General features: G+C 71.1%; 21 protein-coding genes. 15 read left to right on the top strand and 6 right to left on the bottom strand.

Annotated features, from left to right (window positions below):
• The first annotated feature begins 119 nt into the window (after positions 1-119).
• Together NGB36_RS19325 and mycP are read left to right on the top strand one after the other, a co-directional pair.
• Positions 120-1022, top strand: coding sequence for a hypothetical protein (locus NGB36_RS19325; protein ID WP_255921590.1), 903 nt, complete (start codon positions 120-122; stop codon positions 1020-1022).
• Complete coding sequence (gene mycP, locus NGB36_RS19330) at positions 1019-2302, top strand: type VII secretion-associated serine protease mycosin (RefSeq protein ID WP_255921591.1); 1284 nt, start codon at positions 1019-1021, stop codon at positions 2300-2302. Before NGB36_RS19325 ends, mycP begins: the two co-directional genes overlap by 4 nt.
• Here the strand turns inward: mycP and NGB36_RS19335 are convergent.
• A complete protein-coding gene (locus NGB36_RS19335; RefSeq protein WP_255921592.1) occupies positions 2292-3176 on the bottom strand; it encodes a serine hydrolase in 885 nt (294 codons plus the stop codon). The genes mycP and NGB36_RS19335 overlap by 11 nt on opposite strands.
• A gap of 142 nt (positions 3177-3318) precedes the next feature.
• Here NGB36_RS19335 and NGB36_RS19340 point away from each other — a divergent pair, with 142 nt between their 5' ends.
• Positions 3319-4083, top strand: a complete 765-nt coding sequence (locus NGB36_RS19340; RefSeq protein ID WP_255921593.1) for an SseB family protein — start codon at positions 3319-3321, stop codon at positions 4081-4083.
• A gap of 5 nt (positions 4084-4088) precedes the next feature.
• On the opposite strand, the gene NGB36_RS19345 is transcribed toward NGB36_RS19340, so the two are convergent.
• Positions 4089-4457 (bottom strand): DUF1844 domain-containing protein, encoded by a 369-nt coding sequence (locus tag NGB36_RS19345; protein ID WP_255921594.1) that lies wholly within the window; start codon positions 4455-4457, stop codon positions 4089-4091.
• 349 nt (positions 4458-4806) lie between these two features.
• Between NGB36_RS19345 and infC the strand changes: the two genes are divergently transcribed.
• The 9 genes from infC to NGB36_RS19390 all read left to right on the top strand — a co-directional run bounded on the left by infC (position 4807) and on the right by NGB36_RS19390 (position 13354).
• Positions 4807-5430 (top strand): translation initiation factor IF-3, encoded by a 624-nt coding sequence (gene infC, locus NGB36_RS19350; protein ID WP_255921690.1) that lies wholly within the window; start codon positions 4807-4809, stop codon positions 5428-5430.
• 142 nt (positions 5431-5572) lie between these two features.
• Complete coding sequence (gene rpmI, locus NGB36_RS19355; protein WP_125499424.1) at positions 5573-5767, top strand: 50S ribosomal protein L35; 195 nt, start codon at positions 5573-5575, stop codon at positions 5765-5767.
• Between the two features lie 95 nt (positions 5768-5862).
• Positions 5863-6246 (top strand): 50S ribosomal protein L20, encoded by a 384-nt coding sequence (gene rplT / locus NGB36_RS19360; protein ID WP_255921595.1) that lies wholly within the window; start codon positions 5863-5865, stop codon positions 6244-6246.
• A 104-nt stretch (positions 6247-6350) separates the two neighbouring features.
• The gene (locus NGB36_RS19365; protein WP_255921596.1) at positions 6351-7205 is read left to right on the top strand and encodes a TrmH family RNA methyltransferase; all 855 of its coding nucleotides are present in this window, start codon (positions 6351-6353) and stop codon (positions 7203-7205) included.
• Between the two features lie 36 nt (positions 7206-7241).
• The gene (locus tag NGB36_RS19370; RefSeq protein WP_255921597.1) at positions 7242-8390 is read left to right on the top strand and encodes a sensor histidine kinase; all 1149 of its coding nucleotides are present in this window, start codon (positions 7242-7244) and stop codon (positions 8388-8390) included.
• A gap of 159 nt (positions 8391-8549) precedes the next feature.
• The gene (gene pheS, locus NGB36_RS19375; protein ID WP_255921598.1) at positions 8550-9704 is read left to right on the top strand and encodes a phenylalanine--tRNA ligase subunit alpha; all 1155 of its coding nucleotides are present in this window, start codon (positions 8550-8552) and stop codon (positions 9702-9704) included.
• On the top strand, positions 9704-12259 hold the full coding sequence (gene pheT / locus NGB36_RS19380) for a phenylalanine--tRNA ligase subunit beta (protein ID WP_255921599.1): 2556 nt from the start codon (positions 9704-9706) through the stop codon (positions 12257-12259). Before pheS ends, pheT begins: the two co-directional genes overlap by 1 nt.
• 154 nt (positions 12260-12413) lie before the next feature.
• The gene (locus NGB36_RS19385) at positions 12414-12722 is read left to right on the top strand and encodes an ATP-binding cassette domain-containing protein (RefSeq protein WP_255921600.1); all 309 of its coding nucleotides are present in this window, start codon (positions 12414-12416) and stop codon (positions 12720-12722) included.
• Positions 12723-12880: 158 nt separating this feature from the next.
• Complete coding sequence (locus NGB36_RS19390; protein ID WP_255921601.1) at positions 12881-13354, top strand: hypothetical protein; 474 nt, start codon at positions 12881-12883, stop codon at positions 13352-13354.
• 97 nt (positions 13355-13451) lie between these two features.
• Here NGB36_RS19390 and NGB36_RS19395 read toward each other — a convergent pair whose 3' ends face one another.
• Entirely contained in the window at positions 13452-13913 is a 462-nt protein-coding gene (locus NGB36_RS19395) for a GNAT family N-acetyltransferase (RefSeq protein WP_255921602.1), read from the bottom strand.
• Positions 13914-14008: 95 nt separating this feature from the next.
• The gene (locus NGB36_RS19400; protein WP_255921603.1) at positions 14009-15202 is read right to left on the bottom strand and encodes an IS110 family RNA-guided transposase; all 1194 of its coding nucleotides are present in this window, start codon (positions 15200-15202) and stop codon (positions 14009-14011) included.
• A gap of 334 nt (positions 15203-15536) precedes the next feature.
• Between NGB36_RS19400 and NGB36_RS19405 the strand changes: the two genes are divergently transcribed.
• On the top strand, positions 15537-16100 hold the full coding sequence (locus NGB36_RS19405) for a hypothetical protein (protein ID WP_372509478.1): 564 nt from the start codon (positions 15537-15539) through the stop codon (positions 16098-16100).
• A gap of 95 nt (positions 16101-16195) precedes the next feature.
• On the opposite strand, the gene NGB36_RS19410 is transcribed toward NGB36_RS19405, so the two are convergent.
• Positions 16196-17056: a 3-hydroxybutyryl-CoA dehydrogenase gene (locus NGB36_RS19410; protein WP_255921605.1), complete on the bottom strand. Its 861-nt coding sequence runs from the start codon at positions 17054-17056 to the stop codon at positions 16196-16198.
• A gap of 295 nt (positions 17057-17351) precedes the next feature.
• Between NGB36_RS19410 and NGB36_RS19415 the strand changes: the two genes are divergently transcribed.
• Positions 17352-18596, top strand: coding sequence for a glycoside hydrolase family 10-like protein (locus NGB36_RS19415; protein ID WP_372509479.1), 1245 nt, complete (start codon positions 17352-17354; stop codon positions 18594-18596).
• A gap of 141 nt (positions 18597-18737) precedes the next feature.
• On the opposite strand, the gene NGB36_RS19420 is transcribed toward NGB36_RS19415, so the two are convergent.
• Positions 18738-18944 (bottom strand): DUF1918 domain-containing protein, encoded by a 207-nt coding sequence (locus NGB36_RS19420; protein ID WP_255921607.1) that lies wholly within the window; start codon positions 18942-18944, stop codon positions 18738-18740.
• A 204-nt stretch (positions 18945-19148) separates the two neighbouring features.
• Here NGB36_RS19420 and NGB36_RS19425 point away from each other — a divergent pair, with 204 nt between their 5' ends.
• Complete coding sequence (locus NGB36_RS19425; protein WP_255921691.1) at positions 19149-20804, top strand: FAD-binding dehydrogenase; 1656 nt, start codon at positions 19149-19151, stop codon at positions 20802-20804.
• Positions 20805-21016 lie beyond the last annotated feature (212 nt).

A 21016-nucleotide genomic window follows, 5' to 3' on the forward strand; every position in this document is an offset into this window, starting at 1 on the left:
GGGGGCACCGGGTGGGCACCGGAGTCGACGGCGGCGGACGGCGATTCCCCGGCCGCCAGGGACCGACCGGCCGGCCTCACCCGCCCCTGACACCCCCTGCGCCGCCCCCGTTTCCACCGATGCCACCGATGCCGCCGGCCTACCGGCCGACGGCCGCGCCGTATGCCGTCCCGCCGGGACCGCGGCCGCGCTACACCCCGCCGTCCCCGCACGCGACCCTGCCCCCCGAGGTGCAGCGGCGCGTGGCCCGTGGCAGGGCCGTGGCCGGAGTGTGCCTGGTGGTAGGAATGGGCCTTCTGATCGGTGCGGCCGCGGGGTACTCGATAGGCGGCTACCCCGCCTCCGCACAACCGGCCGCCCAATCCACCACGGCCGCCTACGCCGTGACCCACGACCTGTGGCACAACGTCCCCGTCGACACGCTCTTCCCGCCCACCGTGAACGGCCCGGGCGCCGGGCCGGGCGGCGCCGACCGCACCTGGACCCGCGTCGGTGTCGCACCGGACAGCGACTGCGACGGCGCGTTCGACCCCGCACTGGCGAAGACGCTCGCGCCGGTCGGCTGCCGGCGGCTGGTGCGCGCCACGTACACCGACTCCACATCGAGCGACGTCACCACCGTCGGTCTGCTCATCACCCGCGCCGACCCGGCTGGGATGGCCCGCCTCAGCGCCGCATGGAGGGCCCAGCACCTCGGCCAGGACGCCGAGTTGATGCCCCGTCCGGTCGCCTTCCCCGGTACGGATTCGACGGGATTCGGCCTCGCACAGCGCGCGAGCTGGCAGGTGGACATCCTGAACGAGCTGCCCGCGGTCGTCTACGCGGTGAGCGGCTTCGCCGACAGCCGTACCGTCACCGACCCCCAACCCGCCGCCGCGGCCACCATCCAGGGCGCCACCAGCGCGCCCGCCCAGGCAGGACTCGGGTACGACGCCCGCGGCCTGACCATCGCGATCGAACAGCGCCTCGTGGCCGCCACCCGGGCCGCGCTCCACGAGTCCAGCGCCGGAGCCGCCCGATGACGCCCACCCGTCTCCCACCACCACCCTCAACGGACGCCCTTCGGGCGACGGTGGCGCCCGTCCGTGTCCCGCGTCCGGCGCGTACCGCCGCCACCGCCCTGCTCTGCGCTCTCGCCGCCGTCGTCACCGTGCTGCTCCCGGGCGCCCCGGCGGCGTTCGCCGACTCGATCCGCGACCAGCAGTGGCCGCTGCAGGTGCTCGACGCACAGCAGGCTTGGCAGACCTCCAGGGGGCGCGGCGTCACGGTCGCCGTCCTGGACACCGGGGTCGACGGCAGCCACCCGGACCTGACCGGGCAGGTGCTGCCCGGCACCGATCTGATCGGCTTCGGCGCCAAGCCGGGCGACGGCGACTGGGCCCGGCACGGCACCGCCATGGCGGGCATCATCGCAGGCCATGGCCACGGTCCCGGCGGCAGCGACGGCGTGATGGGCATCGCGCCCGAGGCGAGGATCCTGCCCGTGCGGGTGATCCTGGAGGACACCGACCCGCAGCGGCAGCGTGCCCGCGACACCCGTGGCGGCGCGCTCGCGCAGGGCATCCGCTGGGCTGCCGACCACGGCGCGAACGTCATCAACCTCTCGCTCGGCGACGACAGCAAGTCCGCTCATCCCGACGCGGACGAGGACAACGCCATCCAGTACGCGCTCTCCAAGGGCATCGTGGTCGTCGCCTCCGCCGGCAACAGCGGCCAGCAGGGCGACCCGGCCTCGTACCCGGCCGCCTACCCGGGTGTCATCGCCGTCGCCGCGCTCGACCGCTACGGCAGGAGGGCCGCGTTCTCGACCTCCCGCTGGTACGCGGCGGTCGGCGCGCCCGGCGTCGACGTGGTGATCGCCGACCCCGACCGCCAGTACTACGAAGGGTGGGGCACCAGCGCCGCCGCAGCCTACGCCTCCGGAGTGGTCGCGCTCATCCGCTCGGCGGATCCCCGCCTCAGCCCCGCCCAGATCAAGCAGGTGCTCGAACAGACCGCCACCGACAACCCGCCGGGCGGGCGCAACGACGACGTCGGCTACGGCATGATCGACCCCGTCGCCGCGCTGCAGGCGGCCGCAAGGCTGACACCTCAGCCGGAGGCGCCCGCACCCGCCGCGTACGCCAAGCAGTACTTCGGCCCGGGGCCGCAGCCGGTACACGCCCAGGCCTCGTCCGGCATCGGTGCGGGACCGTGGATCGATCTGGGCTGTGCGATCGCCGGAGCGGTGCTGATCTCGGCCACCGCGGCGATCCGGCTGCGCGTGAGCCGCGTCAGCGGTCAGCCGTGGTCTACGAGCTGAGGATCGCCTGCACGGCGGTCTGCGCAACGCTCCCCACCAGCGACGTGCCGGTGGCGCGTGAGGCATTGCCGCTCGACAGCACGGCGATCAGCACGCCGCGCCCGTCGGCCTCGACCCGCCCGATGCTGTTGATGTCCCACAACTGCGTGGAGGTCCGCTGCATCAGGCCGTTCTTCGCGGCGCTGCGCGAGGCGTCGTCCGCCGCCTCCGAGACGCCCCAGCCCTGATTCGGAGGCGCCGCCCGGTCCAACAGCCCCTGGGCGTACTTCTGCGACGCCACGTTCAGTTCGGAGTCGTCGCCGAACACCGCACGCAACAGCGTGACCTGGTCGGCCGCGGTCGTCCGCGTCAATCCCCACATCCCGCCGGGCCCGCCGCGGGTGCCGGTCAGGCCGAGCCGCTGGTTCGCCGCGTCGAGGCCGGGGGCGCCGCCGATGCCGTTCCACAGTGCGGTCGTCGCGCCGTCGTCGCCGCGCCCGATCATGGCGGCCGCGTAGCCCCGCTCCTCGTCGGTGGGGGAACGTCCCGCTTCCTGCGCCTGCAGCAGCAGCGCGGCGAGGATGTCGACCTTGACGATGCTCGCGGTGTCGTACGCGCCGCGCCCGTACACCCCGCCGTCACCCGTCACCGTGTCCAGGACGGCGACCGACACGACGGCGCCGTGCGTATCCATGGAGCCCACCGCCCGGGCCAGCGCGGCGTCCATCTCGCCGGCCTCCGCGCTCTTGCTGGTCGTGTACTCGGCGGGGCCGCTTATCACCAGACCCTGCGCACGCGACTGCGCCTTGACGAACTCCGCGCCCGCGAGGGCGCTCACCGCGAGCATCACCGTGACCGCGCAGGCGCTCGCCGTCGACCTGGCGGTGCGGCGCATGCCCCTTGCGCGACGCCGCGAACCGCCAGGTCTGTCCTTCCCCATGGGGTGCAACGTTACGCAGCGCATCTGCGTGAGTGCTGAGCCGAAGATGAAGACCCCGTGAGAAAACGGCGGATCGGCCGGCCGCTACGCTCGTGCGGTGGCAGGAAAGAACATCCCGGACCCGGGCTTCTCCGATGACGACGGAACCGCCGACCCCCGCCTTGCGGCTGCGCTCTCCGCTTACGCCGCCGATCCCGCCGGGGACGCAGCGGAAGCCGGAGTGCTCGCGGCGCTGCCGGGCGCGCGGCTCCTGGTGCCGGTGGTCGCCGTGCTCGGCGAGTCCGAGAAGGGGCCGGACGGGCTGCGCCGGGAGAAGACGAGCGAGATGGCGGTGCCGACCATCCAGGCGCCCGACGGCCGGCGGGCGCTGCCCGCATTCACCTGTACCGACTCCTTGGCGCGCTGGCGCGCCGACGCCCGGCCCGTCGCCGTACCGCTGCACCAGGCGCTGCAGGCCCTCGCGCACGAGCAGGCCGACACGCTGCTGATCGACATGGCCGGGCCGGTCACCTACGCGCTCGCCGGGCCGGCGCTGCACGCACTCGCCTCGGGACGCGACCGCCTCGACCCGCTCACCGACCCTGCCGTCGCCGGCGCCGTACGCGACGTGGTCGCCGCCGAGCCGAGGGTGCTCCGCGCCCACCTGGTTGCGAGCAGCGACAGGACGACGGACGGCACGGTCGGACTGGTCATCGATTCCACCGAGGAGGTGGGTGCCGTCGCACGGCGCGTGGCGACGGCGCTCGCCGCTGACGAGGCGCTGCGTGCGCGACTCGTGCGCGGCCTCGACCTGGCGCTGCTCCCCGACGGCGTACGAATGCCGGGCGAGCCGCTCTTCAGCCGTACCGAGCCCCGGCCTTAGCGGCCTTAGCGCCCGAGTACCGGGCCGGTGAACTTCTCGCCCGGACCCTGGCCCGGCTCGTCCGGCACGACCGATGCCTCACGGAACGCCAGCTGGAGCGACTTGAGCCCGTCGCGCAGCGGACCGGCGTGGTAGGAACCGATCTCCGGGGCGCCGGCCGTGACCAGGCCCGCCAGCGCGGTGATCAGCTTGCGCGCCTCGTCGAGGTCCTTGTGGTCCGCCCCCTCCTCGGCGAGCCCCAGGTTCACCGCCGCCGCGCTCATCAGGTGGACCGCCACGGTGGTGATCACCTCGACCGCGGGGACGTCGGCGATGTCTCGGGTCATGGTGTCGAAGTCCGGGGTGCTGCCGGTGGAGGAGGTGTCGTCGCTCATGACGCACACGATAGGCCCCATTCGGACGATTACTCCCTTCGCCCGGACACTGCTATGCTTGGAGATCGACCGGCCGGACACCAGTGTGCCCGGCCCGCAAGTGGAGCTCCCGACTCCCACCTGACCGGCCTACGGGTCGGCGGGTCCGGTCAGGCAGTAACCCTGTCACACGATGTGGTGGCTGCCCGATGCGCCCCCGCGGAATATGCGCGGCGGTGCTCCCGGTTGAGAGGAGCCCCGCCTGTGTCCCGCACGGGGGCGTTTTTCACGTCCCGATGTGCGGGGTCACCAGTGAAGACCATGCGCGGCTGTCCGCCAGGCGGCCGCGTGGTGCAACCGAGGAGGCCCCATCAGCGCCGAGCCCCGCATCAACGACCGGATTCGCGTCCCTGAGGTGCGACTCGTCGGTCCCAGTGGCGAGCAGGTCGGCATCGTGCCGCTTGCCAAGGCCCTGGAGCTTGCCCAGGAGTACGACCTGGACCTGGTCGAGGTGGCAGCCACTGCCCGCCCGCCGGTGTGCAAGCTCATGGACTACGGAAAGTTCAAATACGAGTCGGCCATGAAGGCCCGTGAGGCGCGCAAGAACCAGGCGCACACGGTCATCAAGGAAATGAAGCTCCGGCCGAAGATCGACCCGCACGACTATGACACCAAGAAGGGTCACGTCGTCCGGTTCCTCAAGCAGGGCGACAAGGTCAAGATCACGATCATGTTCCGAGGCCGCGAGCAGTCCCGCCCCGAGCTGGGCTTCCGGCTGCTGCAGCGCCTCGCGGAGGACGTCCAGGAGCTCGGCTTCGTCGAGTCCAACCCCAAGCAGGACGGCCGCAACATGATCATGGTTCTCGGTCCGCACAAGAAGAAGACCGAGGCGATGGCCGAAGCCCGCGAGGCGCAGGCCGCCCGCAAGGCCGGTCGCCAGCCGCAGGAGGAGCCGAAGCAGGAGCAGAACAGCGCTCCCGCCGAGGCCAACTGAGGCACCGCCCATCAAGAGGCCCGGGGCACCGCTCCGGGTGACGCAGTGCAGCAATGCAGTGCAGTAATGCAGTACTGACGCTCTCCGTGCGCGCTCAACCGGCGCGTACGGGAGGGCCAGCGACGAGGAGACGAACGGCGCCATGCCGAAGAACAAGACGCACAGCGGTGCGAGCAAGCGGTTCAAGGTCACCGGCTCCGGCAAGGTGCTGCGTGAGCGGGCCGGCAAGCGCCACCTGCTCGAGCACAAGTCGTCGAGGCTCACCCGCCGCCTGACCGGCAACGCCGAGATGGCCCCGGCCGACGCCAAGAAGATCAAGAAGCTTCTCGGCAAGTGACGGCCGCGCCCCGACCGGGGCGCGCCATCCGAACCGGGACCCATTCGCTTTGGACCGTGTGAGTACCACCACGGTCCCCTACAAGGAGTTACGAAGTGGCACGCGTCAAGCGGGCGTTGAACGCCCACAAGAAGCGCCGGGCAATCCTCGAGCAGGCCAGCGGCTACCGCGGTCAGCGTTCCCGCCTGTACCGCAAGGCGAAGGAGCAGGTCACCCACTCCCTCGTCTACAACTACAACGACCGTAAGAAGCGCAAGGGCGACTTCCGTCAGCTGTGGATCCAGCGCATCAACGCCGCTGCCCGCTCCAACGGCATCACCTACAACCGCTTCATCCAGGGTCTGAAGGCGGCCAACATCGAGGTGGACCGCAAGATCCTCGCCGAGCTCGCTGTCAACGACGCGAACGCCTTCGCCGCGCTCGTCGAGGTGGCCCAGAAGGCGCTCCCGAGCGACGTCAACGCGCCGAAGGCCGCCTGAAGCTCGTCAGCGTTCCGGACCCGCAGGCCCAAGCCTGCGGGTCCGTGTGCTGTCCGACACCGCGCCGATCGCACCGATCCGAATCCCGAAGCGAGCATCACGCCATGGCGAGCCCCGAGCTGACCTCCCTGCGATCCCCGCGCGTCACCGCCGCCCGGCGGCTGGCGAAGCGGAGCTTCCGCGGCAAGGAGCGCCGGTTCATCGCCGAGGGCCCGCAGGCGGTCCGCGAGGCCGTCACCCACCGGGGCGGCACCGGCCGGACGCTGATCGAGCTCTACGCGACGCCCGAAGCCGCAGAGCGCCACGCCGAGCTGCTCGCCGCGGCCCGCGCCGCGGGCGCCCAGGTGTTCATCGCGACCGAGGCGGTCGTCGCCGACATCTGCGACACCGTCACCCCGCAGGGCATCGTCGGCATCTGCCGCTTCCTGGACTCGCCGTTCGAGGAGATCCTGCGGTCTGCACCCAGGCTCGTCGCCGTCCTCGCGCACGTGCGCGACCCCGGGAACGCCGGCACGGTCCTGCGCTGCGCCGATGCCGCCGGGGCCGACGCCGTCGTCCTCACCGACGCCTCTGTCGATCTGTACAACCCCAAGGCCGTCCGTGCCTCCGTGGGCAGCCTCTTCCACCTGCCGGTCGCCGTCGGTGTGCCCGTCGAGGCGGCCGCGGCGGGGCTGCGCGCCGCGGGCGCGCGGGTGCTCGCCGCCGACGGCGCCGGGGAGCGGGACCTCGACGCCGAGCTCGACGAGGGGACGATGGGCGGGCCCACCGCCTGGATTTTCGGCAACGAGGCGTGGGGCCTGCCCGAGCAGACGCGCGCGCTCGCCGACGCGGTGGTGCGCGTGCCGATCCACGGGCAGGCAGAGAGCCTCAACCTCGCGACCGCCGCCGCCGTCTGTCTCTACGCATCCGCCCGTGCGCAGCGTGCTCCCGGAGGGTGCCGCAGCGTGACCTCCAGCTAGTAATGTGGCGGGCCGGGCCCGAGAGGGGGTACGGGGATGAAGACCACGACGTCCGGCACCACGACCACCACCGCCGACACCACTGATCCCTGCGGCCTGCCCGCACCCGGCCTTTCCGGGTTGGGTGTGACCCCCGACGACTTCCCCGACGGCCTGGTGATCGCCGACGAGCACGGCCGTGTCATCTGCTTCAACGCCGCCGCCGCCCGTCTGACCACCCTGCGCCCGGCCGAGGCGATCGGCCTGCCCATCGAGCGAGCGCTGCCCCTGGAGGACCTCGAAGGCCGGCGCTGGTGGGCGCTGACCGACCCGTATCACGGGCTCGCCACCCGCGTCGGCCAGCCCGAGCGCAATCTGCTGCTGCCCGGCGGCCGCGAGGTGCTGGTCACCGCCCGGTACTTGCGCGACGAGCCCGCGGGCCCGGTGCGGCGTCTCGTCATCGCCCTGCGCGGCACCGAGGCCCGCCGGCGTACCGAACGCAGCCACGCCGAGCTGATCGCCACCGTTGCGCATGAGCTGCGCTCGCCGCTCACCTCCGTCAAGGGGTTCACCGCGACCCTCCTCGCCAAGTGGGAGCGGTTCACGGACGATCAGAAGAAGGTCATGCTGGAGACCGTCGACGCCGACGCCAACCGTGTCACCCGGCTCATCGCCGAGCTCCTCGACATCTCCCGCATCGACTCCGGGCGCCTCGAAGTGCGCCGCCAGCCCGTCGACATCGCCGTCGCCGTCCGCCGCCACGTCGACGCCCGGATCGCGGCCGGCATCCCCCGCGAGCGCTTCGACGTCGCCGTGGGCCGCGGGCTGCCCGCCCTGTGGGCCGATCCCGACAAGGTCGACCAGGTGCTCGGCAACCTGCTGGAAAACGCGGTGCGCCACGGCGAAGGAAGGGTCACCATTGAGGTGACCCCGGATGTGCTGCCTGGCGCGTCCGGCAAGCCCGGCACGGAAGGAACGGCCGTCACCGTGAGCGACGAAGGCCCCGGCATCCCCGAGGAGTCGATGAGTCGCGTCTTCACCCGCTTCTGGCGGGGCAACAAGCGCGGAGGCACAGGGCTGGGCCTGTACATCGTCAAGGGCATCGTCGAGGCGCACGGCGGGACGATCACGGTGGGCCGCGCCCCGGGCGGCGGCGCCCAGTTCCGATTTATCCTGCCCGTCGGGACTCCGGCCTTCCTGGCCTGACCCCTCCCGACGGGCTTCTTCAGTCGTCCACCGTCCCCGCTCGGTGACCAGCTCGTGATCATCGGGCCGGGCGCGGTCGCCCGCCCATTAGACTCGGCGTTTGGCGCAGGCCTTGGCGCAGGCCCGACCGCGCTCACACCACCGGAAGTACGGGAAGAGATGTCGGCACCCAATAAGTCGTACGACCCTGTCGAGGTCGAGGCACTGAAACCTGAAGAGATCGAGCGCATGCGCGACGAGGCGGTCGCCGCCATTGCCGCCGCGCCCGACCTGGAGGCGCTGCGCGAGGTGAAGGCTGCCCACGTCGGCGACCGCTCCCCGCTGGCGCTCGCCAACCGCGAGATCGGCGCCCTGCCGCCGCACGCCAAGGCGGACGCGGGCAAGCGCGTCGGCCAGGCCCGCGGCGCGGTGAACAAGGCGCTGGCCGCCCGCCAGGAGGAACTGGAGGCCGAGCGCGACGCCCGTGTGCTCGTCGAGGAGGCAGTCGACGTCACGCTTCCCTACGACCGCGTCCCGGCCGGCGCGCGGCACCCGCTCACCACCCTGGCCGACCGCATCGCCGACGTCTTCGTGGCCATGGGCTACGAGGTCGCCGAGGGCCCGGAGGTCGAGGCGGAGTGGTACAACTTCGACGCCCTCAATATCGCGAAGGACCATCCCGCCCGCACGATGCAGGACACCTTCTTCGTCAACACCGGCGGCGGGGACGGCACCCGGCTCGGTGACGGCCTCGGCCCCGGCGACTCCGGCGACGTCGTGCTGCGCACCCACACCTCCCCGGTCCAGATCCGCTCGATGCTCGACCGCGAGCCGCCCGTCTACGTGATCTGCCCGGGCCGCGTCTACCGCACCGACGAACTGGACGCCACCCACACCCCCGTCTTCAACCAGGTCGAGCTGCTCGCCGTCGACGAGGGCCTGACCATGGCCGACCTCAAGGGCACCCTCGACCACATGGTGCGCTCCCTGTTCGGAGAGGGCCTGAAGACCCGGCTGCGCCCCAACTACTTCCCCTTCACCGAGCCCTCCGCCGAAATGGACATGGAGTGCTATGTGTGCCACGGCGCGTCGGTGGGCGACCCCGACAACCCGTGCCGCACATGCTCCTCAGAGGGCTGGATCGAGCTCGGCGGCTGCGGGATGGTCAACCCCCGGGTGCTGACCGCCTGCGGCGTCGACGCCGACAAGTACAGCGGCTTCGCGTTCGGCTTCGGCATCGAACGACTGCTGATGTTCCGCCACAACGTCGAAGACATGCGAGACATGGTCGAGGGTGACGTGCGCTTCACCCGGCCGTTCGGGATGGAGATCTGATGCGGGTCCCGCTTTCTTGGCTGCGGGAGTACGTCGACCTGCCGGCCGCCGAGACCGGCCGCGACGTGCAGGCCAAGCTCATCGACGCAGGCCTCGAAGTCGAAAGGGTCGAGCAACTCGGCGCCGGGCTCAAGGGCCCGCTCGTCGTCGGCAAGGTGCTGGCCATCGAGGAGCTGACGGGCTTCAAGAAGCCGATCCGGTACTGCCAGGTGGACGTCGGCACCGCGGGGGGTACCTCCCAGGCCGGAGGCTCTGGGGGAGGCACCGGCGAGCCGCAGAACATCGTCTGCGGTGCGACCAACTTCCGTGTCGGCGACAAGGTCGTCGTGATCCTGCCCGGCGGTGTGCTGCCGGGCAACTTCGAGATCTCGGCGCGCAAGACCTACGGCCGCGTCTCCGAGGGCATGATCTGCTCGGCCCGCGAACTGGGCCTGGGCGACGACCATGACGGCATCATCGTGCTGCCGCCCGAGCACGAGGCCGGCACCGACGCGATCGAGCTGCTCGAACTCGTCGACGAGGTCCTCGACATCGCCGTCACCCCCGACCGCGGCTACTGCCTGTCGATGCGCGGCGTCGCCCGCGAGACGGCGATCGCCTACGGGCTGCCGCTGCGCGACCCGGCGCTGCTCGATGTTCCCCCGCCGAACCCGTACGGCTACGTGGTCAAGGTCTCCGACCCCGTCGGCTGCGACCGCTTCACCGCGCGCACGGTCACCGGACTCGACCTGGAGGCGCACTCTCCGATCTGGCTGCAGCGGCGCCTGCAGAAGGCCGGGATGCGGCCGATCTCCCTCGCCGTCGACGTCACCAACTACGTCATGCTCGAACTCGGCCAGCCGCTGCACGCGTACGACAAGAACCGTCTCGACGGCCCTATCGGCGTGCGCCGTGCCCAGCCGGGCGAGAAGCTGACCACCCTCGACGGTGTGCAGCGCGTCCTCGACCCCGAGGACCTGGTGATCACCGACAACTCCGGACCGATCGGCCTGGCCGGCGTGATGGGCGGTGCCCACACCGAGATCGCCGACGCCGTGCGCGACGAGGAGACCGGCGAGGTGCGGGGCACCACCGAAGTCGTCATCGAGGCGGCGCACTTCGACCCGGTCGCCGTCGCGCGCACCGGGCGCCGCCACAAGCTGATCTCCGAGGCGTCCAAGCGGTTCGAGCGCGGCGTCGACCCGGAGGCCGCCTCGGCCGCGGCCCAGCGCACCGTCGACCTGCTGGTGCTGCTCGCCGGCGGCACGGCTGAGGCCGGGGTCACCGAGATCATTTCGCCGTCCGCGCCGCGCACCGTCTCCATGGCGGCCGACCACCCGGACAAGGTGGCGGGCATGGAGTACGGCCGGGAGACCGTGGTACGCCGCCTGCAGCAGATCGGCTGCGACGTGTACGGCTCCGACGAGCTCGTGGTCACGGTGCCCAGCTGGCGCCCCGACCTCAGCGAGCCCAACGACCTCGCCGAGGAGGTCATCCGGCTCGAAGGCTATGAGGCGCTGCCGTCCACCCTGCCGAACGTCCCGCCGGGCCGCGGCCTCACCGAGTCGCAGCGGCTGCTGCGCCGCATCGGCCGCGCGCTCGCGGGAGCCGGTTATGTCGAGGCACCCACGTACCCGTTCCTCGGCGAGGCGGTCTTCGACCAGCTCGGCATCGACGCCGGTGACCCGCGCCGCCGTACCGTCACCCTCCTCAACCCCCTCTCCGACGAGGAGCCCGCGCTGCGCACCACGCTGCTGCCGGGGCTGCTCGGTGCGCTGCGGCGCAACGAGGGGCGGGGCAACCGCGATCTCGCGCTGTTCGAGACCGGCCTGGTCTTCCTGCCCAGCGGAGAGGAGCCCGCCCCGCCGCGGCTCCCGGTCGACCGCCGGCCGCTGGACGAGGAGATCGCCGCCCTCGACGCCGCACTGCCGCACCAGCCGCGCCACGTCGCGGTGGTGCTCGCCGGAGCGCGCGAGCAGGCGGGCTGGTGGGGTCAGGGACGCCCCGCGGGCTGGGCCGACGCCGTGGAGGCGGCCCGCACGGTCGCCCGTGAGGCGGGCGTCGAACTGACCGTCTCCAGCGCCCAGTACGCCCCGTGGCATCCGGGCCGCTGCGCTGCGCTTCATGTGCGAGTCGACGGCGAGGAGACCCTCGTCGGCCACGCCGGCGAGCTGCACCCGCGGGTCGTCAAGGCGCTCGGCCTGCCGGAGCGCACGGCGGCGATGGAGCTCGACCTGGAGCTGCTGGAGCGCGCCCGCACGGGGGCGCTGGTGGCGCCGCGCGTCTCGACGTTCCCGGTGGCGACGCAGGACGTGGCACTGGTGGTGGATGCTTCGGTGCCGGCCGCCGCGGTCGAGTCCGCGCTGCGCGACGGCGCGGGCGAACTCCTCGAATCATTGCGGCTGTTCGACATCTTCACCGGCGAACAGATCGGTGAGGGCAAGAAGTCGCTCGCCTACGCGCTGCGTTTCCGCGCCCCCGACCGCACGTTGACGGCAGAGGAGACGTCGGCCGCCCGCGACGCGGCGGTCGCTGCGGCCGCCGAGCGCACCGGAGCGGTGCTGCGCGGCGCGTGAGTGCCCTCGCGAGAGCCTGACGTTGTGGGTGCGGCCGGCGAGGGAGCCGGCCGCACCCACACATCTGGACATCTGGAACGGCCGGCCCGATCGATGTCATGCGTTCCGGTGCGCCGAGGCGTCAATTGCCCTGAATGTTGGTAGATCTGTGGTTATGGCCACCGCAACTGCCGCCTCAGAAGGCGCCCGTTCGTCAGCCTTCACCGGTGAACTCCTCGTTGTCATCGGCCCACCGGGAGCTCGTCGCACTTCGCTGCTGCGTGACCTCGCCGAGCGGTTGCGCCCTGCCGGTGATGCGTTGCGCCTCGACGATCCCGACGCCGGACTCGACGCGGCCGCGCGGGTGCGCATGTGGTCGGCGCTGCGTCGTACGGCCGAGGCCGGCGCCACCGTCATCGCCGCGTGCACGTCGGCGGAGAGTGCTGGAGCGGCACCGCACCGCACCGTGCTGCTACCCAGGTAGCGCCGGAGCTTTGGCCATAGATCTCTGCCCAAAACGTGCGAATCCGTATTTCCCGGAATAGCCTGAAACAGGTCCCCTTCCCCACGACGACTGTCACCACGACGACTTGAAGGCTCCAAGGACACTCCGGACACTCAGCCGAGATCAGGAGGAGCGCCGTGAACGCCACAAAGTCCAGCGGTTCGATCCGTTCCGTCCGTGCAGCCGCCATCGGTGCCGTCACCGCCGCCCTGTTGGCCGCCGGTGCCCTCGGCGCTTCCGCCGCACCGAGCGCGGGCGCGGCCAAGAAGCCGTCGCCCTACCCGAGCCACATGCTCCCGTCGTCCATGCCCAGCAGCTCGTCCACGCCCAGCAGCGCGATGGGCTACATCACCATCAGGGCCACCCCCGCCACGGTGGCATCCGGCAAGCCGGTGGTGTTCACCGGCCGCACCCAGGGCCTGAAGATCGGCACCAAGCTCACCCTTCAGGAAATGGTCAAGGGCAAGTGGGTACCGCTGCGGGCGACCACCACCGTCACCAAGGGCAGCAGCTACAAGCTCAACGCCACGCTCAAGGCCAAGGGCACGCAGCAGCTGCGCGTCGTGGGCGCCATGACGGCGTCCCCCTCGACCACGGTGGTCGTGCACTGACGCACTCCGCAGCCGCCCCGCCGAGCGTTTGGTCGGCGGGGCGGCTGCCGGGCCGTGCGCTGCAGGCTTCCCAATGACGTTGTCAAGCGGAGCTGGTTCAGCGCTGGATGGTGACGACCATCTGCGGCAGCGTCCTGCCTGCTATGGAGCCAGAGGGGACGTTTCCTATGCGTACTGCGCCCATCGCACGGTAGAAAGGCTCGGCATTCGGGTCCGCGTCGATCATGAGCTGGGCGAACCCCAGTTCTCGCCCGGCAGCGATGGTGTGTTCGAACAGCAGGCGGCCGATCCCCTGGCCGATGACCTGCGGCTCGACGAACATCATGCCCAAAACGCCTGTGGGTGGCTGTCCCTCGAGAGTCGTGAAGCCCAGGATGCGGCTGTCCCGGTCAGCCACCGTGGCTCGCCGACGTGCGACCTCGCCCGCGACAACGGTGAGCTCGTCTCGGCAGGCGTCAAGGAACTCGGCGTCATAGCCCCAATGTGCCTTGGATCGAAGCGCCAAGTCGCTGAGGATCTCGGCTTCCGTCACCCGCGCCGGCCTGATCAGCACGTTCATCCACGCCCCCCGTCAGATATGGGTCTGTCGATCTTCGCACCCCGCAGCCGCGCGGAGAAGGATGCGATGACCTGCGGCAAGACAGGGACGGACGCTCAGCATGCCGTTGCCGGAGGTGCGACTTGGTAGCACCGTCGGTCGGGGATCAGGGCCCACAAAACGTTGACGCGTCGGCGGGCAAGGGCCAGCACGGCCTGGACGTGACGTTTCCCTTCGGCGCGCTTCCTGTCGTAGAACCGGCGCGAGTTGGGGTCGCGCTGGATGCTGATGAGCGCGGAGGTGTAGAAGACCCGTTGCAGGCGTCGGTGGTATCGCTGTGGCCGGTGGTGATTGCCGCTGACCTGGCCGGAGTCGCGCGGAGCGGGGGTCACTCCGGCGAAGGCGGCGAGGCGGTCGGCGGTGGGGAAAGCGTCCAGGCTGCCGCCGGTCGCGACGAGGAACTCGGCGCCGAGGATCGTGCCGATGCCGGGCATGGACTCGATCACTTCGGCGAGTTCGTGCTCGTGAAACCGGCCCTCGATGAGCTTGTCTGCCTCGGCGATCTTCTCGTTGAGGGCCATCACCTCCTTCGCGAGGGTGTGCACCATCTTCTCGATAGCGCTCTCGCCCGCGACGGCGGTGTGCTGGCGCTCGGCGGCCTCGACGGCCTTCGTCGCCAGGGTCTCGGAGCCTCTGACCTTGCGGTTGCGCAGCCAGGTGGTCAGCCGACGGATGCCGGTGCGGCGGATCGCCGCCGGGGTCTGGTAGCCGGTCAGCAGCGTCAGCGCTCCGGTGGTGCCGAGGTCGACAGCGCGTTCCAGCGCCGGGAACATGCTGGTCAGGAGGGCCTTGAGCCGATTGATGGTGCGGGTGCGGTCGGCGACCAGGTCAACGCGACGGTCGGTCAGCAGCCGCAGCTCGATGGCGTCGTCGTCGCCAGCGCGGATTGGCTGCAGGTCACGGCGCATGCGGGCTTGGTCGGCGATCACGTGGGCGTCCCGGGCGTCGGTCTTGCCCGCACCGCGGTAGCTGTCGGAGGCCCGGTTGACCGCGATGCCAGGAATGTAGACGAGCTCCTGCCCGTGGTTGACCAGCAAGGCGATCAGCAGACCGGGCTCCCCACCGGTCATGTCCATAGCCCAGGTGACCTGATCTCCGTCGGCGAGGTCAAGGACATCACCGATCAGCTGCAGCAGCTCAGGTTCGTCGTTGGCCACCCGCCGCGACAGCAGAGTGGCGCCCTCAGCATCCAGGACAAGGCAGTGGTGGTGGGTCTTGCCGCAGTCGGTCCCGGCCCATATCCGGCTCATCGTGCTCCAACTCGTCGTACTTGCAGTGCGTACCACGGACGACCTCGCCGGCATTGCTCTACACAGCGACCAGTTCGCATTTCCCAATCGGCGGCCGAGTCGTCGTGGGGAGCCGGGCGGCCAAGCCTTGCGAGCCATGGTCGGCAGCCGCATGAAAGCCACACCCAGCTCCCCTGGGTGCCACAACCCTACGAATGGCTGGGGCGGACCCAGGAAGAAGGTAGAGCCGCATGAGGCGCAATCACCCGCTCGGCCTATGGCAGGTCGCCCGCCGACGATGATCGGCCGAGGGTTGGGAACGGAAACTCATCCGTCGGACCACCGGAGGTGGACCGTGTTGACATCCCCGAAGCTGCGACAGCAGGCGCTGGCCGGCACGCTGCTGGGCGCCATGATGTTCGTCCTGCCGGCCTGCTCCAGCACGCCATCTCACAACGCTGCCGGAGGCAGCGCGGCCCAGCCGGTGGCGGCCACGTCCAGCCCGAACCCGGTCAAGCTGGCGAAGACGAAGTTCATCGCCAATGCCAGCCTCGCCGCGGGCGCCACCTACCAGTGGATCTACAAGCCGTTCAAGGCAGGCACGTTCAAGAAGGGCGCCAAGGGGCGCACCGCGGCGTTCATCAAGGCAGGTCTCGCCGGAACGTTCGCCTACAACCGGCTGAAGGCGGCCATCAACGACGCCAAGGGCGACCCGCTGCTCTCCAAGGCCGTCGCGCCGCTGACCGGCAGCGTGGACGGGCTCAAGGCGCTCGCCGCCAAGATGAAGAGCGGCAAGGCGAGCGACGCCGACTTCAACCAGTTCAACAACACCTTGAACTCCGTCAAGTCGGCCGGGGCCGGCCAGGGAGCCACGGTGACCAACAATGTCCCGTCCCCGAGCCAGATCGGCGCCCGCTGACGGCCGACCGATCCCGCTGACCGCGCTGACCACGCCGTCGGTGCCCGCGCTCCCGCGTGGAGCGCGGGCACCGGTGTATGGGTGCGTGCGCCCGGTCAGGCGTAGTCGTAGAACCCGTGGCCCGTCTTCCGGCCGAGACGGCCGGCGTCGACCATGCGCTGCAGCAGCGGGGGAGCGGCGTACAGCGGCTCCTTGAACTCCGCGTACATCGAGTCGGCCACCGATGCGACGGTGTCCAGGCCGATCAGGTCCGACAGCTTCAGCGGGCCCATCGGGTGGGCGCAGCCGAGCTCCATGCCGTTGTCGATGTCCTCACGCGTGGCGATGCCGGACTCGAACATCCGGATCGCCGAGAGCAGGTACGGGACCAGCAGCGCGTTGACCACGAAGCCGGAGCGGTCCTGGGCGCGGATCGCGTGCTTGCCGAGGACGTCGGCCACCAGCCGCTCGGCGCGTACCAGCGTCTCCTCGCCAGTCGTGAGCGCAGGGATCAGCTCGACCAGCTTCTGGACCGGGGCGGGGTTGAAGAAGTGGATGCCGAGCACATGGTCCGGGCGCGAGGTGGCGACCGCGAGCTTCACCAGCGGGATCGAGGAGGTGTTCGAGGCGAGGATCGCGTCCGGCCGCGTCACCACCTGGTCGAGCACCTGGAAAATCTCGGTCTTGACCTGCTCGTTCTCGACGACCGCCTCGATCACCAGATCGCGGTCGGCGAACTCCCCGAGGTCGGTGGTGAAGGTGAGGCGGGCCAGCGTCTCGTCCCGCTCCAGCTCGGTGATCTTGCCGCGCTCTGCGGCGCGGTCGAGGGAGTTCGTCAGCCGCGTACGGCCCAGCTCCAGCGCCTCACCGGTGGTCTCGGCGACCTTGACGTCAAGACCGGAACGGGCGCAGACCTCGGCGATGCCCGAGCCCATCTGGCCGCAGCCCACTACCCCGACGAAACGGATGTCGCTCAACGCGCTTCCCTCTCCCTCTGCACAGTCGCTGCCCCGGATCACAGGGCGGCAGGCGGCGGACCACCCCGTCGGCGACGCCCGGCGCCATTCGCGACCCTACACTGCACACCAGGAGGCCGGGGTGGGCGATCCCGGAGGGTGGATCCCGGGCATTGGCATGCCCCTGCCGCTCCATGCGTCCGCGGCGCACCGCGGCGCACCGCGGCGCGCCGAGGATCGGCGCCCCATTGCCCGCGGCCCGTCATCTCCCGCATCATCGGCGGGACATGACGGGCAGCCAGGGATGGTGGCCATGATGCGACGCAGGCAGTTCACGGCGGCGGCGGCGACGGCCGTGGCGGCGATCGGCGGGAACCTGACCGCGGCCTCTACCGCAGCGGCCCGCGACGGCCGGGAGGGCCCGGACGACCTGCCCGCGCAGTTCCGGGGCGCATGGATCGCGAGCGTGAGGAATCTCGACTGGCCGTCCAGGACGGGCCTGTCGGCCGCCGAACAGCGCAGCGAACTGGAATCGCTGCTCGACACCGCGGTGCGCCACCGCCTCAATGCGGTGTTGCTGCAGGTCAGGCCGACCGCGGATGCAATGTGGCCGTCCCGTTTCGAACCGTGGTCGCAGTACCTGACCGGCACCCAGGGCCAGGACCCCGGCTGGGACCCGCTGGGATTCGCGGTCGACGCCGCCCATCGGCGCGGTCTGGAGCTCCACGCCTGGTTCAACCCGTACCGGGTCTCGCTTCAGGACGACCTCGGGAAGCTCGCCCCACGCCACCCTGCCCGCCGCCACCCCGAATGGGTGGTCCGCTACGCCGGACAGCTTTACTACAACCCCGGACTGCCCCAGGTGCGCCACTTCGTCGAGGCCGCGATGCTCGACGCCGTCGCCCGCTACCCGGTGGACGGCGTCCACTGGGACGACTACTTCTATCCGTACCCCGTCGCGGGCGAGGAGTTCGACGACGACGAGGCCTATGACGCGTACGGTTCGGGCTTCGGCGACCGCGGCGACTGGCGCCGCCACAACACCGAGCTCCTGGTGCGGGAGACGGCGGCCCGCGTACGGCGGACCCGGCCGCGCGCCCGCTTCGGCATCAGCCCCTTCGGGGTGTGGCGCAACCTCTCGACGGATCCGCAGGGCTCGCACACCAGCGCGGGCACCCAGAGCTACGACGACCTGTACGCCGATTCACGCGGCTGGGTGCGCAAGCGGCTGATCGACTACATCTGCCCGCAGCTGTACTGGAACATCGGACTGCAGGCAGCCGACTACGCCGAGCTCGTGCCGTGGTGGGCGGAGGTGGTGGCCGGCACCGGAGTCCACCTCTACGTCGGCGAGGCCCTCTACCGGGAGGGAGCCGCGGGGCAGCCCGCGGCCTGGCAGGATCCGCGGGAACTCTCCCGCCACCTCACCCTCGACGAGGAATGGCGGGAAGTGCTCGGCAATGTGTTCTTCTCGGCGAGGGATGTGGCCGCTGACCCGATCGGGGCGATGCGGCGGGTTGTCGAGGACCACTATCCGACGCGGGCCCGCGTCCCGCACTGACGTACCCGTCTGACGCGCGGGCGACGTACACGCGCGCAGATGGGACGCGCGCAGACGGAACATGCGCACACGAAACCCACGGCGGGGGTACGTCGTCCGCCGGGCGGGACGTCCCCCCACCCTGGTCCCCGGTGCGATCGCTCAGCGTGAACCCGGGGGTTCGGCTGTCTTGTCCAGGATCACCGAGTCGGGGCCCGGCGACACCACGCCTTCGTGGCCGTCCTCGAACCGCACCCGGAACGGCGGTCCTCCGTCCGAGCCGAGTACCTCGAGAATCTCGCCGACCTCGTCATGCTGTCCGACGATCCTGCCGTGCCTGAGAAGCTTGTCGCCTTTGTGTGCGTGCATCAAGATGACCTCCCGCCAGGAGTGCCTGCCGACGGACTCGGCCGATGTCAGTTCCGGCGCAATACCCCAAGTCTATGCGCGCCTTCGCGGCTTGCACCTGCTCGGCCGGGGCCGTATCGCAGCCACCGCGACCGATCCCCTACCCTGCGGTAACCCACTGCCGTTCCCGTGCGCCGGGCCGACGAGCCTTCGAGGATGGAAACGATGTCGTACGACGCCGATGTGATCGTGGTCGGAGCAGGTCTCGCGGGTCTCGCGGCCACCGCTGAGCTGGCCGACGCGGGCCGCAAGGTGATCCTTCTCGACCAGGAGCCACGGGCCTCGATGGGCGGCCAGGCATTCTGGTCCTTCGGCGGCCTCTTCCTCGTCGATTCGCCGGAGCAGCGGCGGATGCGTGTACGGGACAGCCACGAGCTCGCCTGGCAGGACTGGCTGGGCAGCGCGGGCTTCGACCGGCCGGAGGACCACTGGCCCCGCCGCTGGGCCGAGGCGTACGTGGACTTCGCGGCCGGTGAGAAACGGTCCTGGCTGCACGCGCAGGGCGTGCGCTTCTTCCCCGTCGTCGGATGGGCGGAGCGCGGCGGCTACCTGGCGACCGGGCACGGCAACTCCGTACCCCGCTTCCACATCACCTGGGGGACCGGACCGGGGCTGCTCGAACCGTTCATACGGCGCGTCGAGGCGGCGGCCGAGCGCGGCCTGGTCGAGCTGCGGTTCCGGCACCGCGTCACCTCGCTCGGCCGCAGTGCCGGCGCCGTGGACACCGTCGGCGGCGAGGTGCTCGAAGACAGCGATGCGGCACGCGGGGTCGCCAGCTCACGCACCGTCGTCGGCACCTCCGAACTACGCGCTCAGGCCGTGATCGTCACCTCCGGAGGCATCGGCGGCAACGTCGACCTCGTCCGCGAGAACTGGCCGGAGCGGCTCGGTGAGCCCCCGCGGCGCATGCTCTCCGGCGTCCCCGCCCACGTGGACGGCCGCATGCTGGGCGTCACCGAGCGCGCGGGCGGCCGCATCATCAACCGCGACCGGATGTGGCACTACACCGAGGGCATCGAGAACTGGAACCCCATTTGGCCGCACCACGGCATCCGCATCCTGCCGGGCCCCTCCTCGCTGTGGCTCGACGCCCGCGGGCAGCGGCTCCCCGTGCCCCTCTTCCCGGGCTTCGACACGCTCGGCACCCTCGAACACATCATGACCACCGGGTACGACTACACCTGGTTCGTCCTCACCCAGAAGATCATCGAGAAGGAGTTCGCCCTCTCCGGCTCCGAGCAGAATCCCGACCTCACCGGCAGGAACGTCCGCGAGGTCCTGGGCCGCGCCCTGCCCGGCGCTCCGGGCCCGGTCGAGGCGTTCAAGCGGCACGGCTCGGACTTCGTCGTCGAAAAGGACCTGTCGTCGCTGGTGCGGGGGATGAACGCGATCACCCCGGAGCCGCTCATCGACGAGGAGGCGCTGCGCCGCGAGATCACCGCGCGCGACCGCGAGATCGGCAACACCTTCACCAAGGACCTCCAGGTCATGGCGGTGCGCGGGGCGCGCAACTACCTCGGCGACAAGCTCGTACGCGTCGCGGCACCGCACCGCCTCCTCGACCCCAAGGCCGGCCCGCTCATCGCCGTGCGGCTGAACATCCTGACCCGCAAGACGCTCGGCGGCCTGGAGACCGACCTGTCGGCGCGCGTGCTCGCCGACGGCGGCGAGCCACTGCCCGGCGTCTACGCGGCCGGCGAGGTGGCGGGCTTCGGTGGCGGGGGAGTGCACGGCTACCGCTCGCTCGAAGGCACCTTCCTCGGCGGCTGCCTGTTCTCCGGGCGTACGGCGGGACGCGCGGCGGCCAAGGCGGTGGGCTGAGCGGGCCGAACGGGCCGCTCCGCGCGTGAGGGCCGTCCACAGCAGGGGGCATGAACCGCGGGCGGGGGCCCTAGGGCGGGGCGGCCGGCGCGAGGCCACCTTTGCGCTCCGCCTCGGCGGCATCGGCGCCGCCGGTGTGCTCAGCCTGTGGGTGCCGGTCGGGCGGGGCTTCTCCCCCGCGCTTCCCGGGGGCTCCAAGGATCTTTGCATAA

The sequence above is a fragment of the Streptomyces humicola genome, from assembly GCF_024436035.1.
In the GTDB taxonomy this organism is placed as follows: domain Bacteria; phylum Actinomycetota; class Actinomycetes; order Streptomycetales; family Streptomycetaceae; genus Streptantibioticus_B; species Streptantibioticus_B humicola.